The sequence below is a fragment of the Paraburkholderia ferrariae NBRC 106233 genome (genome assembly GCF_000685035.1).
GTDB classification, from domain to species: Bacteria; Pseudomonadota; Gammaproteobacteria; order Burkholderiales; family Burkholderiaceae; genus Paraburkholderia; species Paraburkholderia ferrariae.
In genome coordinates this window covers 1-13,503 of sequence record NZ_BAYB01000016.1, presented here as the reverse complement: position 1 = coordinate 13,503, position 13,503 = coordinate 1, and the positions used below count along the sequence as shown (strand labels likewise).

Annotated in this window: 14 protein-coding genes; 4 read left to right on the top strand and 10 right to left on the bottom strand. The window is 66.6% G+C overall.

What is annotated here, in order from left to right; translation table 11 throughout:
• The first annotated feature begins 91 nt into the window (after positions 1-91).
• The 4 genes from earP to BFE01S_RS19225 all read left to right on the top strand — a co-directional run bounded on the left by earP (position 92) and on the right by BFE01S_RS19225 (position 4,182).
• Entirely contained in the window at positions 92-1,312 is a 1,221-nt protein-coding gene (gene earP / locus BFE01S_RS19240; protein WP_042337980.1) for an elongation factor P maturation arginine rhamnosyltransferase EarP, read from the top strand.
• A 215-nt stretch (positions 1,313-1,527) separates the two neighbouring features.
• Positions 1,528-2,085 (top strand): elongation factor P, encoded by a 558-nt coding sequence (gene efp, locus BFE01S_RS19235; protein WP_028226899.1) that lies wholly within the window; start codon positions 1,528-1,530, stop codon positions 2,083-2,085.
• Positions 2,086-2,333: 248 nt separating this feature from the next.
• Positions 2,334-2,543 (top strand): CsbD family protein, encoded by a 210-nt coding sequence (locus BFE01S_RS19230; protein WP_028226898.1) that lies wholly within the window; start codon positions 2,334-2,336, stop codon positions 2,541-2,543.
• Positions 2,544-2,802: 259 nt separating this feature from the next.
• Positions 2,803-4,182, top strand: a complete 1,380-nt coding sequence (locus BFE01S_RS19225) for a sigma-54-dependent transcriptional regulator (RefSeq protein ID WP_028226897.1) — start codon at positions 2,803-2,805, stop codon at positions 4,180-4,182.
• A gap of 103 nt (positions 4,183-4,285) precedes the next feature.
• Here BFE01S_RS19225 and nagZ read toward each other — a convergent pair whose 3' ends face one another.
• The 10 genes from nagZ to BFE01S_RS39305 all read right to left on the bottom strand — a co-directional run.
• Positions 4,286-5,326: a beta-N-acetylhexosaminidase gene (nagZ, locus tag BFE01S_RS19220; RefSeq protein ID WP_028226896.1), complete on the bottom strand. Its 1,041-nt coding sequence runs from the start codon at positions 5,324-5,326 to the stop codon at positions 4,286-4,288.
• Positions 5,327-5,396: 70 nt separating this feature from the next.
• Positions 5,397-5,804 carry a holo-ACP synthase gene (gene acpS / locus BFE01S_RS19215; RefSeq protein WP_028226895.1) on the bottom strand — a complete coding sequence of 136 codons (408 nt, stop codon included), beginning with the start codon at positions 5,802-5,804 and terminating at the stop codon, positions 5,397-5,399.
• Positions 5,805-5,918: 114 nt separating this feature from the next.
• Positions 5,919-6,683, bottom strand: coding sequence for a pyridoxine 5'-phosphate synthase (gene pdxJ / locus BFE01S_RS19210; protein WP_028226894.1), 765 nt, complete (start codon positions 6,681-6,683; stop codon positions 5,919-5,921).
• Positions 6,680-7,612 carry a DNA repair protein RecO gene (gene recO, locus BFE01S_RS19205; protein WP_407668228.1) on the bottom strand — a complete coding sequence of 311 codons (933 nt, stop codon included), beginning with the start codon at positions 7,610-7,612 and terminating at the stop codon, positions 6,680-6,682. The genes pdxJ and recO overlap by 4 nt, the downstream gene beginning before the upstream one ends.
• Entirely contained in the window at positions 7,599-8,504 is a 906-nt protein-coding gene (gene era / locus BFE01S_RS19200) for a GTPase Era (RefSeq protein WP_028226892.1), read from the bottom strand. The genes recO and era overlap by 14 nt, the downstream gene beginning before the upstream one ends.
• A gap of 75 nt (positions 8,505-8,579) precedes the next feature.
• Positions 8,580-9,770, bottom strand: coding sequence for a ribonuclease III (gene rnc / locus BFE01S_RS19195; protein ID WP_028226891.1), 1,191 nt, complete (start codon positions 9,768-9,770; stop codon positions 8,580-8,582).
• Positions 9,771-9,940: 170 nt separating this feature from the next.
• Positions 9,941-10,834: a signal peptidase I gene (lepB, locus tag BFE01S_RS19190; RefSeq protein WP_028226890.1), complete on the bottom strand. Its 894-nt coding sequence runs from the start codon at positions 10,832-10,834 to the stop codon at positions 9,941-9,943.
• A gap of 44 nt (positions 10,835-10,878) precedes the next feature.
• Positions 10,879-12,672 carry a translation elongation factor 4 gene (lepA, locus tag BFE01S_RS19185; protein ID WP_028226889.1) on the bottom strand — a complete coding sequence of 598 codons (1,794 nt, stop codon included), beginning with the start codon at positions 12,670-12,672 and terminating at the stop codon, positions 10,879-10,881.
• 177 nt (positions 12,673-12,849) lie between these two features.
• Positions 12,850-13,104: a glutaredoxin family protein gene (locus tag BFE01S_RS39310; RefSeq protein ID WP_028226888.1), complete on the bottom strand. Its 255-nt coding sequence runs from the start codon at positions 13,102-13,104 to the stop codon at positions 12,850-12,852.
• A partial coding sequence (locus BFE01S_RS39305) for a PDZ domain-containing protein (RefSeq protein ID WP_042337979.1) occupies positions 13,101-13,503 on the bottom strand: 403 nt, incomplete at its 5' end. The genes BFE01S_RS39305 and BFE01S_RS39310, both read right to left, overlap by 4 nt.

Here is a 13,503-nt window from a genome sequence, read left to right as displayed (position 1 = left end):
GACGCGTTCATGCCGGCCTCGCGCGGGTCCGGCGGTGTCTTAGAATCGCAAGTCTAGATCATACCGCGCCGCTCCATCCCGCCCGCACCCCATGACCGACGCCCCCCACACTCCCGACGCCTCTGACACCTCGCTGCCCCCGAACACCGGATCGCCGACCCCGGACGAGATCGCCTGCGACATCTTCTGCGCGGTGATCGACAACTTCGGCGACATCGGCGTGTGCTGGCGCCTCGCGCGCCAGCTTGCGCACGAGCACGGCTGGCAGGTGCGCGTGTTCGTCGACGATCTGCACGCGTTCGCGAGGCTCTGCCCCGCGCTCGACACGACTGCGGCCACGCAGCGCGTCGAGGACGTGGTAATCGAGCACTGGCATGCGCCCAGCCATGCGGGCGAAACGCTGCAGATCGCCGATGTCGTGATCGAAGCTTTCGCGTGCGAGCTGCCGCCCGTCTACGTGGCCGCGATGGCCCAGCGTACCCGGGCGCCCGTGTGGTTCAACCTCGAATACCTGAGCGCCGAGGACTGGGTGGCCGACTTCCACCTGCGGCCCTCGCCGCATCCGCGCTACCGGCTCACCAAGCATTTTTTCTTCCCGGGCCTCGGCCCCGGCACGGGCGGCGTGCTCAAGGAACGCGATCTCGACGCGGCACGCGCGGCCTTCGAACGCTCGCCTGAGGCGCGCGCCGCCTGGTGGCGCGATACGACCGCCGCGCCGCCGCCCGGCCCCGACGCCACCGTGATCTCGCTCTTCGCCTACGAGAACCCGGCCATCGACAGCCTGCTCGCCCAATGGCGCGACAGCGCGACGCCCATCGTCCTGCTGGTCCCGCAAGGCCGCATCTCGGGCGCCGTGGCGCGCTTTTTCGGCCTGCCCTCGTTCGATCCCGGCGCTCACGCGGCGCGCGGCGCCCTGCGGGCGCACGGCCTCGCGTTCACCGCGCAGCGCGGCTACGACCTCCTGCTGTGGGCGAGCGACCTCAACTTCGTGCGCGGCGAAGACTCGTTCGTGCGGGCGCAATGGGCCGCGCGGCCGTTCGTCTGGCACATCTACCCGCAGGCCGACGACGCCCATCTGCCCAAACTCGACGCGGCCCTCGAACACTACGCGAGGCCGCTGTCCGCCGAGGCGCGCGCCGTGCTGGGGCGCTTCTGGCACGCCTGGAACGGCCGCGGCGCGCCCGACTGGCCCGCATTCGCCCGCCATTTGCCCAACTATTCGGCGCGCGCCGCCAGTTGGGCCGCGGAACTCGCGCTGCCTGGCGACCTTGCCGGAAATCTGGCCGAATTCGCAAAAACTCAGTTAAAATAAGCGGTTATCCGACGGCAGCCGTCTCAAGCGAGGGTTTCAAGCGGGGTTTCAAGCGGGTTCATTCAAACGATTCAACTCACGCGATTCCACCAGCAATCGCGCCCCTTTTTGCGCTTTCCGGCGGGGGCGGGTCGAATCGAACCCTGCGAACGCGCTTGCGACGTTTGCCGTCGAGCACACTCGAAGTTATTCAAATCTGGACAGGACAGTTTTTTATGAAGACCGCACAGGAACTCCGCACCGGCAACGTCGTGATGATCGGCAACGACGCCATGGTCGTGCAAAAGGCCGAGTACAACAAATCGGGCCGTAACGCCGCCGTCGTGAAGATGAAGTTCAAGAACCTGCTGACCGGCGCGGGCATGGAAACCGTGTACAAGGCCGACGACAAGTTCGACGTCGTCGTGCTGGACCGCAAGGAAGTGACGTACTCGTACTTCGCCGACCCGATGTACGTGTTCATGGACGCCGACTACAACCAGTTCGAAGTCGAAGGCGAGATGATGGGCGACGCCCTGAACTACCTCGAAGACGGCATGGCCTGCGAAGTGGTGTTCTACAACGAGAAGGCCATCTCGGTCGAACTGCCGACCACGCTGGTTCGCGAAATCATCTACACGGAACCGGCTGTCAAGGGCGACACGTCGTCGGGCAAGGTGATGAAGCAGGCCAAGCTGAACACCGGCTTCGAGCTGCAAGTGCCGCTCTTCTGCAACATCGGCGACAAGATCGAAATCGACACGCGCACGAACGAATACCGCAGCCGCGCCTGAGCGCGAGCCATGCCGTGCCGAGGCACGGCGGCTGGATGCGCGGTGAAGGAGCGCCCCCCGGGGCGCTTTTTCTTTTTTTCTCAAACGTGTATGTTTGTGACTGACGCGGGAATTCCTACCGGTTGATGCTGCGCGCATACCAGGCGCTGGGCTCTCCGGCAAGGCGCTACCCGCGGCACGGTTTCTGCTGGCTTGGGCTCTGTCGTCGCAAAACATTGCCAGGCGACGCAACCCAACGGGAGAAACCCATGAACAATGACATCGCTGAAGGCAAGTGGAAGCAGTTGATCGGCAAGGCCAAGGCCGCCTGGGGCGAGCTGACGGACGACGAGCTGATCAAGGCCGAAGGGCACGCCGACCGGCTCGCCGGGCTGATCCAGGAACGTTACGGCAAGACCCGTGACGAAGCCGAGCTGGAAGTGCGGCGCTGGATCGAGGCCAATCGGCCGCGCGAGTGACGCGCGAGGGGCACGCATCGTACGGCCCCCGCCGCTTGCCGGATGCATGGGGGTTGTACGGCCGCGTGGCGCGGCCGCCCGCCCGCTGCGCGCGGGCGGCGTTGCCACGTCGCTGCCATCCTGGAGGACCGGATCTGAAACGCCTGCATCAAGTTTGCCCGCTGGAAGCTGCCGCGCCGCACGGGCCCGGCATGCCATTGCGCATCCGGACTGCGCCGCGGGAGCTTCCGCCTCCACTTCTTCGCCACGCCGCCTCGCCATGCCACACGCCCTGATTGTCGAAGACGATCCCAACAGCCTGTCCGGCCTGTCCGCGATCCTGGCCGCCGACGGCTTCTCCGTCGACACCGCGGCCACGCTTGCCGAAGCCCGTGGCGCGCTTGCGCGCTTCATCCCGGACGTGGTGCTCGTTGACCTGAACCTGCCGGACGGCGGCGGCCTCGAACTGCTCCCGCATCTGCCGGCGCAGCCGGGCGGCGCGCTGCCCGTCATCGTCATGACCGGCAACGCCACCGTCGAAAGCGCGATCGAGGGCCTGCGCCACGGCATCTGGGACTATCTGCTCAAGCCGGTCAACATCCCGCGCCTGCGCAGCCTGCTCGCGCGCATCCCGCGCCCCTACGAGCTCACCGAGGAAGTGCGGATGCTGCGCACGCTGCTGCGCCAGATCGGCCGCTTCGGGCCGATGCTCGGGCGCAGCAGTTCGATTCAGCGCGTGTACGACACGCTCGAACAGCTCGCGCCCTCCGAAGCTGCCATCCTCGTCCATGGCGAGGCCGGCACCGGCAAGGAGGTGGCCGCGCGCACGCTGCATCAACTGAGCCGCCGACGCAAGGGCCCGTTCGTCGTCTACGACGCGCGCGCAGCCGGCGCGCAAGCCGCCGGTGACCGGCCGCTCGAGAGCGTGCTGTTCGGCCACGAACGCGGTGCGTTCGACGGCGCGGAGCAGCGCGAAGCGGGTCTCGTGGCCGAAGCGAACGGCGGCACGCTCTTCATCGACGAACTCACCGATCTGCCGCCCGATCAGCAGGAAGCTTTGTTGCGCGCGCTCGATTCGCAGACCTTCATGCGCGTGGGCGGCAACAACGAGGTGGGCACGGACTTCCGCCTGATCGCGGCCACGCGCTCGGTGCCGCGCGACGCCGTGGCACAGGGCATTCTCAACGAGGAGCTGTGGCTGCGCCTCGATGCGGCCGCCCTCCTCTTGCCGCCGCTGCGCGAGCGCGAGGAAGACGCGGCGCTGCTCGCCACCGCCTGGGTGGACGAACTCAATCTCGATGCGCAGACGCGCGGCACCGCCGGAACGCGCCTGATTGCGCCGGCCTTTATCCGCGAATGCCTCGCCTACGACTGGCCCGGCAACGTGCGCGAGTTGCAGGAGCGCGTGCGGCGCGCCTGGGAAGCCTCCGGCGACGTGCTGGAAACCCTCCAGGCCGAGGAAAGCAGCGGCGCGCCCACGCGCGAGGTGAACGGCGGCCGCGTCCAGGTGACGGTGGGCACGCCGCTCGCCGACGTGGAAGAGATGTTGATCCGCGCGACGCTCGACGCAGTGGGCGGTACGCGGCATCGTGCGGCCTCGCTGCTCGGCATCAGTCCGAAGACGCTCTACAACAAGCTTCAGCGCATGCGCCTGAACTGAGCTTCTCGCGCGGATAAAGCTCGCAAGAATGCAAATGGCCGCCCCGGTGGGCGGCCATTTGCCTGGGCGCGCGCTTTCGCTTTGAAGCGCGCTTTGTGCTTCGTTACGGCAACACGCTACGCAGCAGCGCCTGCGCGGAAAGATACGCCGGCTCCGCAATGAGCCTGTCCCAGCGCAGCGCCTTGCCGCGCGCCTTCAGGCGCCGGATGCGCCTGGCCGCTTCCTTCGCGGGATAGCGCGGCGCGACCGCGCGCAGTTCGTCCAGCACCTTTTCCGCCTCGTCGGGCTGGTTGCAGATCAGCACCATGTCGCAGCCCGCTTCGAGCGCGGCGCGCGCGCCCTCGGCCAGCGTGCCGCCCTGGCGCGCGGCTTCCATCGAAAGATCGTCGCTGAAGACCGCGCCGGCGAAGCGCAGCTTGCCGCGCAGGATCTCCTGCACCCAGATGCGCGAGAAACCCGCCGGCTTCGAGTCCACTTTCGGATAGATCACGTGACCCGGCATCGCCGCCGCGAGCGAGAGGCCCAGCCAGTCGTAAGGCATGGCGTCCTCGCCGAGAATCGCCTCGAGCGGCCGGTCGTCGATCGGCACGGCCACGTGCGAGTCCGCCTGGGCCCAGCCGTGCCCCGGAAAGTGCTTGCCGCAGTTCGCCATGCCCGCGAGCGCGAGACCGTGGTTCAGGCTCTTCGCCAGCAGCGTGACCACGCGCGGATCGCGATGGAATGCACGGTCGCCCACCACCTTCGACTGACCGTAGCCGAGATCGAGCACCGGCGTGAACGAGAGGTCGATGCCGCAGGCGCGCAATTCGCTTGCGAGGATATAGCCCACGGCTGTGGCCAGTTTCGTCGCGAGCAGCACGTCCTTGTCCCACAGCTCGCCGAGGCGGCCCATCGCGGGGAGCACCGTGAAACCATCGGTGCGAAAGCGCTGCACCCGGCCGCCTTCGTGATCGACGGCGATCAGCAGGTTCTCGCGCACGGCGCGAATCGCGTCGGTGAGCGCCACGAGCTGCGCGCGGTTTTCGTAGTGGCGCGCGAACAGGATCACGCCGCCGGTCATGGGGTGGGCCAGGCGGCGCACGTCGTCTTCGGTCAGCGTCTTGCCGACCACGTCGAGCATCACCGGTCCGTGGAGATTCTTCATCGATCAGTCTTGGGTAGAAGCTGCACGGCGCGGGCCGTGCGGCGGGAAAATCGCCGGGCCGGCCAAACCGTCAGCCCGGCGTTTTGTCGGTTTCCGCGATCACGAACGACACGGCGTAGTCGTTCTCGTCGCTCAAGGTCACGCGCATCGAAATGCCGCGCTCGTCGAGCCACTGCGCGAGCGGCCCGGAAGTCACCATCACGGGCTTGCCGCCCGGTTCGTTGAGCGTTTGCACCGAGCGCCAGGTCATGGGCATGTGGATGCCGAGCCCGATGGCCTTGGAGAACGCCTCCTTGGCCGAAAAACGCGTGGCGAGATAGGCGAGCCCGCGCACGGCCGAGCGCGCGTTGCGCGCCTCGTAGACAGCCAGTTCGTCCGGGCCCAGCACGCGCGAAGCGAAGCGCCCGTTGGTGCGCTCCATGACCGCCGCGACGCGGCTCACCTGGATGATGTCGGTACCGATGCCGTAGATCGCCATAGGCTCCTCGTTGACGCACCGCGGCTGTCGCGCGCGCTCGACGCGGCGCCCAGCGAGGGTGACAAAAGCAGTGGCAAAAGCGCAGTGCCCAAGAGCACTGGCAAAAACCGCGAATTACGCGCGCGCGCCAAGACGCGCGGCGACCATGATCGCCTTCATCTCGCGCACGGCGTTCTCCCAGCCCGCGAAGACCGCGTGCGCCACGATCGCGTGCCCGATGTTGAGCTCGTCGATGCCGTCGATCGCCGCGATCTGCTGCACGTTCGTGTAGTGCAGGCCGTGGCCCGCGTTGACCTTGAGCCCCAGGCCGATGCCGCAGTTCACCCCCACCACGACGCGCTCGTACTCGCGCGCCTGCTCGCCGGCATCGTGCGCTTCGGCATAGCGGCCGGTGTGCAGCTCGATCACCGGCGCGCCGGTCTCGTGCGCCGCGCGGATCTGCGTTTCGTCCGGGTCGATGAAGAGCGAGACGCGGATGCCCGCTTCCGCAAGCTGCCGGCAGGCGGCGCTCACGGCGTCGAAGTGGCCGGCAACGTCGAGGCCGCCTTCGGTCGTGAGCTCCTGGCGCTTTTCGGGCACGAGGCACACGTCCTGGGGCTTGATCTCGCACGCGATGTCGAGCATCTCGGCCGTCACCGCGCATTCGAGATTCATGCGCGTCTTCAGGAGCGGACGCAGCGCACGCACGTCGGCATCGACGATATGGCGGCGGTCCTCGCGCAGATGCAGCGTGATGACGTCGGCGCCCGCGTCTTCGGCAAGCAGCGCCGCGCGGATCGGATCGGGATAGGCGGTGCCGCGCGCGTTGCGCAGCGTGGCGACGTGGTCGATATTCACACCGAGATCGATCACGTTGGGCGAAGTGAGAAAGAAGCTCATAAGTTCTGCAGGTCGATCAGGATCTGGCGCGTCGCGAGCGGCGTGCCGCCAAGGTAAGTGTTCAGCAGGAAACGCATCAGCGCCTTGCTCTGCGCGACGGTCTGAGGATGATGGTAATCGTCCTGCTCCATGTCGAGCAACGTTTGGCCCGACAATACCGGCCACTGCGCCGGCCATTCGTCCGATGCCTCGCGCACGCCGCGTTCCGGATCGAACACGTAGCGGCCTTCCGCCACCACCGTCCTGCGGTTCACCGTGCGGCTCAGCGCGAGCGCATAGCCGGTCTCGCGCAGCAGCACGCGCTCGAACGAGCGCAGCACCTGCACGGGCGGTTCGTCGTGCGCAAGACGCGTGAGCGTGACGACATAATGGCGGAAGAGGTCGGGATGCGGGTCTTCGCGCGCGCAGAACTTCACGAGCAATTCGTTCACGTAGAAGCCGCACAGCAGCGCGTCGCCGGTGAGCGGCAGCATGCCGCCCACCCACTCGGCGCCGGTGAGCGTGCGCACTTCGCCCTTGCCCGTCCACGAAAGCGTGAGCGGCTGGAAGGTTTGCAGCACGCCGCGCAAGGCCGAATGCGGACGCTTCGCGCCCTTGGCGACGAGCGCGATGCGGCCGTGGTCGCGCGTGAGCACGTCGATGATGAGGCTGGTTTCGCGGTACGGGTAGCTGTGCAGCACGAAGGCGGGCTGCTCGGCGACGCGAAAATCCGGCGATGCGCCGCGGCGCCGCGGCGGCTGGGGCGCCTCGCCTTCGCGGCCCTGATCGGCGCGCGGCGACTGCGCTTTCGCGCGGCGGCGCGCTGGGGCCGGCCTCGGCGCGGCCGGCCTCGGTACGGCGGGGGGCGCCAATGCGGCGTCCTCGTCGCCGGCATCGATTGCCGGAGACGTATCGTGCAGGCTTACGGCCTCGCCGTCATTCATACCCATAGGCGCGCAGCCCGGCTTCGTTGTCGGCCCAGCCGCTTCTCACCTTCACGAAGGTTTCGAGATAAACGGGGCCGTCGAACAGCTTCTCCATGTCAAGCCGCGCTTCGGTGCTGATCTGCTTGAGCTTCGCGCCTTTCTGGCCGATCACCATCGCCTTCTGGGTATCGCGCTCGACGAGGATCGTCGCGAAAATGCGGCGCAGCCGCCCTTCCTGCTCGAACTTGTCGATGACGACGGTGCTCGTGTACGGCAGTTCGTCGCCGGTCCAGCGGAACACCTTCTCGCGCAGGATCTCGGCCGCGAGGAAGCGTTCGCTGCGGTCGGTGAGATCGTCTTCGCCGTAAATCGGCTCGCCTTCGGGCAGATACGGCTTGAGCGTGTCGAGCAGGCGCTTGATGTCGTCGGAATTCTTCGCCGAAAGCGGCACGATCTCGCGGAAGTCGCGCAGCTTCTGCACCTCTTCGATGAACGGATAGAGCGTGGCCTTGTCGTTCACGCGGTCGATCTTGTTCGCGATGAGCAGCGTGGGCGCGTTGGGCGGAATCAGGTCCAGCACCTTCTGGTCGTCGGGGCCGAACTTGCCCGCCTCGATCACGAAGAGCACGGCATCGACCGAACTCAGCGTGGAGGTCACCGCGCGGTTGAGCGAACGGTTGAGCGCCGTGCTGTGGCGGGTCTGGAAGCCCGGCGTGTCGACGAAGATGTACTGCGCGTCGTCGGTCGTGTTGATGCCGGTGATGCGGTGGCGCGTGGTCTGCGCCTTGCGCGAGGTAATGCTGATCTTCTGGCCGACGAGGGCGTTCATCAGCGTCGATTTGCCGACGTTCGGCCGGCCGACGATCGCGACCATGCCGCAGCGAAAACCGGCAGGAGTGGAAGTGGGTGCGTTCATGATCGGACCGTGCAAGAAAACGTTGAGTGCGCGTTGAGTGCGGCGGCCGCGCGCGAGGCGCGCACGGCTTCGGGGTCAGTGGCCGGCGTCGGCGGCGCGCACGGGCAGCGCGTCGGCATGCTCCGCTTCGGCGGCGGAAGCGGCGCCCTGGCCAGGCAGCGGGCCGGACGACGGACTGTCTGCGGCATCGCGGCTGCGCGACGCCGGACGCGATTCGGGAAATTGTGCGCTTTGTGCGCCTGATGCGCTCTGTGCGCTGGCTTCGGCGCGCTCGACGGCGCGCAGGGGCGTATCGGCTTTCGAGGCGTTCGGGCGCTCGGCCTTCTCGCCCACCCGCTCGGGCGGCTTCTCGCCCGGGCGCTCCTGCACGTGCGCCGCACGAATGACGGCCAGCGGCGCCGCCTGCGGCAGCGGAACTTTGTCGTTCAGTTCGGGCGGCACGCTCTGGCGCTCGCCGCGCGAAGCGCGTTCGCGGCGCTCGGGCGCACGCAGATCCAGCGCGCCCTGCACGCCGGTCACGCCCGGCACCACCTCCGGTTCGGGCCTGGGCGCACGCGCGCCCTTCGAGCGGCGCGGCTTGGCGGCCAGTGCCGGGGCGGCCGCCATCACCTCGTCGAGCGCCTTCTTGGCCGCTGCCTGCTCGGCGGCGCGACGGCTCGCGCCCGAGCCGGACACCTTCACGTCCAGCTTCGGCACCGTGCATTCGACTTCGAACTGCTGATTGTGCGCCGCACCATGCGTGGCGATGACGGTATAGGTGGGCAGCGCGATCTTGTGCCCCTGCAGGTACTCCTGGAGCAGCGTCTTGGAATCTTTGCCGAGCGTGCGCGGGTCGATGTGATCGAGGATCGGCACGTAAAGGCGCTTGATGACCGTCTGCGCGGCGTCGAAGCCGCCGTCGAGGAAGATGGCGCCGAAGATGGCTTCCAGCGCGTCTGCGAGGATCGACGGGCGGCGGAAGCCGCCGCTGCGCAGTTCGCCCTCGCCCAGACGCAGGCCGTCGGCGATATTGAGGGCCTGAGCGATCTCGTAAAGCGACTGTTGCTTGACCAGGTTCGCGCGCACGCGCGAGAGGTCGCCTTCGTCCAGCTTGCCAAAACGTTGGAACAATAGCGCCGCCACCGCGCAATTCAGAACCGAATCGCCGAGGAACTCGAGGCGTTCGTTATGCGTGGCACTGTGACTGCGGTGGGTCAAAGCCTGGCGCAACAATTCCGCATTGCGAAATTCGTAGCGCAGCCGGCTTTCCAGCGGAGATAGGGGCATGGACAGAGTATAACGCGCCCGCCCGCCCCGGCGAAAACCCGGGGCGGACGGCGAAAAAGCGTGGATGTTGCGAAGTTAGCGCGGGTTCTTCAAGTGGTGTGCGAACACCCTGCGCGCTGTACTAACGCTGTACGAAGCCTGCGCAACGCAGCCGCGTTGCGCCGCGCTCGTCAATGGAACACACCGATGCGCTTCAGATTGCTGAAGTTCATCCAGACGAAGAAGGCGCGGCCCACGAGGTTCGCGTCGGGCACGAAGCCCCAGTAGCGGCTGTCGGCGCTGTTGTCGCGGTTATCGCCCATCATGAAGTAGTTGCCCGGGGGCACCTTGCAGATCACGCCGCGCGCGTTGTACTGGCAGTTGTCGCGATACGGGTAGTCTTCGGCGCCGATGATGAAGGGCGGCACGGCGGGATTGTTGAGAATGTTGTTCTTGCGGCCGAACAGATCCTCGGTGTACTGCTTCGCGTAGCCAATGCGCTCTTCGTCGAAGTAGTCGGGCTGCGGCGTCTCGGGCACGGGCTGGCCGTTGATCGTGAGCTGCTTGTCCTGATACGCCACCACGTCGCCCGGCAGGCCGATCACGCGCTTGATGTAGTCAACCGACTCGTCCTTCGGATAACGGAACACGACCACGTCGCCGCGCTCTAGCGGACGGCCCTGCGTGATCCTGGTGTTCGTGATCGGCAGGCGGATGCCGTAGTCGAACTTGTTCACGAGGATGAAGTCCCCCACGAGCAGCGTGGGCACCATCGAACCCGACGGAATCTTGAACGGCTCCACCACGAACGAGCGCACGAGGAACACGATCAGGATCACGGGGAAAAAGCTTGCCGTGTATTCGAGCCACCACGGCTGGCGCAGCTTGTCGTTGCGCAGGGTCTGGCGCGTCGTGGCCGCGTTTTCGTCGGCGAAGCGCTCGCCGACGCGCGCCTGCTGGCGATCGAACTCCGCCACGGCTGCGTCGGCGGCGAGGCGCCGGCGCGGCATGAAAACGAGCTTGTCTGCAACCCACGCGATGCCCGTCACGATCACGAGCACAAAAAGGATCAGCGCAAAATTCATGTAGTTATCCGTTATTCAACGTAATGCAATGTGCCGCGGCAGCCTTATTTGTCTTTGACACGCAGGATCGCAAGGAAGGCCTCCTGCGGGATTTCCACGGAGCCCACCTGCTTCATCCGCTTCTTGCCTTCCTTCTGCTTTTCGAGCAGCTTCTTTTTACGCGTGATGTCGCCGCCATAGCACTTGGCCAGCACGTTCTTGCGCAGCGCCTTGATGTTCTCGCGCGCGATGATGTGCGCGCCGATGGCCGCCTGGATCGCCACGTCGTACATCTGGCGCGGGATGATCTCGCGCATCTTCGCCGCCACTTCGCGGCCGCGGTACTGCGACTGCGAACGGTGCACGATGATGGACAGCGCATCGACCTTGTCGCCGTTGATGAGCATGTCGACCTTCACGACATCCGACGTGCGGTACTCCTTGAACTCGTAGTCCATGGAGGCGTAGCCGCGCGACACCGACTTCAGGCGGTCGAAGAAGTCGAGCACGATTTCGGCCATCGGGATTTCGTAGGTGAGCTGCACCTGGCGGCCGTGGTACTGCATGTTGATCTGGTTGCCGCGCTTCTGCGTACAGAGCGTGATGACCGAACCCACGTAGTCCTGCGGCATGTACAGGTTCACGGTCACGATCGGCTCGCGGATCTCTTCGATCTTCGAAGGCTCCGGCATCTTCGCCGGGTTCTCGACCTTGATCTGGCTGCCGTCGGCCTGCACCACCTCGTACACCACGGTCGGCGCCGTGGTGATGAGGTCCATGTCGAACTCGCGCTCGAGCCGCTCCTGGACGATCTCCATGTGCAGGAGGCCGAGGAAGCCGCAGCGGAAACCAAAGCCCAGCGCCTGCGAAACTTCCGGCTCGTACTGGAGCGAGGCGTCGTTCAGCTTGAGCTTTTCGAGCGACTCGCGCAGCGCGTCGTACTGGTTCGCCTCGACCGGATAGAGGCCCGCGAACACCTGCGGCTTCACTTCCTTGAAGCCCGGCAGCGGCTCGGCGGCCGGCCTGGCCGTATGGGTGACGGTGTCGCCCACCTTCGTCGCCGCCAGTTCCTTGATGCCGGCGATGATGAAGCCCACCTGCCCCGCCGACAGCGACTCGAGATTGCGCGACTTCGGCGAGAACACGCCCACGTGCTCGACCGGATATTGCGCGCCGGTGGCCATCAGCTTGATCTTGTCTTTCGGGCGCAGCGTGCCGTTGACGATGCGCACGAGCATCACCACGCCCACGTAGTTGTCGAACCACGAGTCGATGATGAGCGCCTGCAGCGGTGCCTCGGGGTCGCCCTCGGGCGGCGGCACCTTCACGATCAGCGCTTCGAGCACGTCTTCCACGCCGAGGCCCGTTTTCGCGCTGCAGCGCGTGGCGTCGGTGGCGTCGATGCCGATCACGTCCTCGATCTCGGCAATCGCGTTCTCGGGATTGGCCGCGGGCAGGTCGATCTTGTTGAGCACCGGCACGACTTCCACGCCGAGCTCGATGGCCGTGTAGCAGTTCGCGACGGTCTGCGCCTCGACGCCCTGGCTCGCATCCACGACGAGCAGCGCCCCCTCGCACGCGGAGAGCGAGCGGCTCACCTCGTAGGAGAAGTCCACGTGGCCCGGCGTGTCGATGAGGTTCAGGTTGTAGACCTCGCCGTTGCGCGCCTTGTAGGTGAGCGCGGCGGTCTGCGCCTTGATGGTGATGCCGCGCTCGCGCTCGAGATCCATCGAGTCGAGCACCTGGGCTTCCATCTCGCGGTCGGACAGGCCGCCGCACAACTGGATGATGCGATCGGCGAGCGTCGACTTGCCGTGGTCGATGTGCGCAATGATCGAGAAGTTACGAATATGATCCATTGAGTGCCGATCAAGCAAAAAGGCGCGCCCCGAACGAAAAGCAGAGCACGCCTCGTAAGCAGATGAAAAACCGGACTATTTTAGCCGAAAAGGGGGGCGCCCGGCGAGGGGCGCCCGGCGAGGTTTGGCCGGCGAGGTTCAACCGGCAGCGCGCCTCGACCGGGGCCAGCCCCGGCCTCAGCCTCCCAGTCCGAGCGCCTCGCGCAGACGCGCTTCGTCCAGACGATAGTGGCAAAGCTCGACACCGTCACACACCAGCACCGGCACGAGTTCGTCGTAGCGCGCCTGCAATGCGGGGTCGGAATCGACGTCGATAACCTCCAGGTGCGCGCGCGCCGCCGCAGCCAGCGGCTCGACCGCCGCGCGCATGTCTTCGCAGAGATGGCACCACGCGCGGCCGTACAGCACGAGCTGCGCGCGTCCCTCGCTCACTTCTGTCCCGCCGCGCGCGGGCGGATCGGCACGAACTGCGTGTTGTCGCCGCGCCGCACGAGCACCGCCACCATCTTCTGCGGATCGAGATGCGCGGTGACTTCCTCGAACTGCTTCGCGCCCGTGATGTCGGTGTCGCCCACGCGCAGGATGATGTCGCCCTTTTGCAGGCCGGCACGCGCCGCCGGGCCGTCGGCCGAATCCACCTGCACGCCGCTCTTGATCTTCAACTGCGCGAGCTGGTCGGACGGGATATCGACCACCGAAAGGCCAAGCGCGTTCGAAGCGCTCGGCTTGGGCTGCGGCGCCGACTTCTGGTCCGCCTTCGCGGACTTGTCGCTCTGCATTTCGGCAATCGTGATCGGCAGGTCGCGCGTCTGACCCTTGCGCCAGATCGTG

Excerpts from the sequence above, each read along its gene's own strand:
- earP (WP_042337980.1), top strand. The coding sequence starts at position 92 with ATGACCGACGCCCCCCACACTCCCGACGCCTCTGACACCTCGCTGCCC.
- efp (WP_028226899.1), top strand. The coding sequence starts at position 1,528 with ATGAAGACCGCACAGGAACTCCGCACCGGCAACGTCGTGATGATCGGC.
- BFE01S_RS19230 (WP_028226898.1), top strand. The coding sequence starts at position 2,334 with ATGAACAATGACATCGCTGAAGGCAAGTGGAAGCAGTTGATCGGCAAG.
- BFE01S_RS19225 (WP_028226897.1), top strand. The coding sequence starts at position 2,803 with ATGCCACACGCCCTGATTGTCGAAGACGATCCCAACAGCCTGTCCGGC.
- nagZ (WP_028226896.1), bottom strand. The coding sequence starts at position 5,326 with ATGAAGAATCTCCACGGACCGGTGATGCTCGACGTGGTCGGCAAGACG.
- acpS (WP_028226895.1), bottom strand. The coding sequence starts at position 5,804 with ATGGCGATCTACGGCATCGGTACCGACATCATCCAGGTGAGCCGCGTC.
- pdxJ (WP_028226894.1), bottom strand. The coding sequence starts at position 6,683 with ATGAGCTTCTTTCTCACTTCGCCCAACGTGATCGATCTCGGTGTGAAT.
- recO (WP_407668228.1), bottom strand. The coding sequence starts at position 7,612 with ATGGGTATGAATGACGGCGAGGCCGTAAGCCTGCACGATACGTCTCCG.
- era (WP_028226892.1), bottom strand. The coding sequence starts at position 8,504 with ATGAACGCACCCACTTCCACTCCTGCCGGTTTTCGCTGCGGCATGGTC.
- rnc (WP_028226891.1), bottom strand. The coding sequence starts at position 9,770 with ATGCCCCTATCTCCGCTGGAAAGCCGGCTGCGCTACGAATTTCGCAAT.
- lepB (WP_028226890.1), bottom strand. The coding sequence starts at position 10,834 with ATGAATTTTGCGCTGATCCTTTTTGTGCTCGTGATCGTGACGGGCATC.
- lepA (WP_028226889.1), bottom strand. The coding sequence starts at position 12,672 with ATGGATCATATTCGTAACTTCTCGATCATTGCGCACATCGACCACGGC.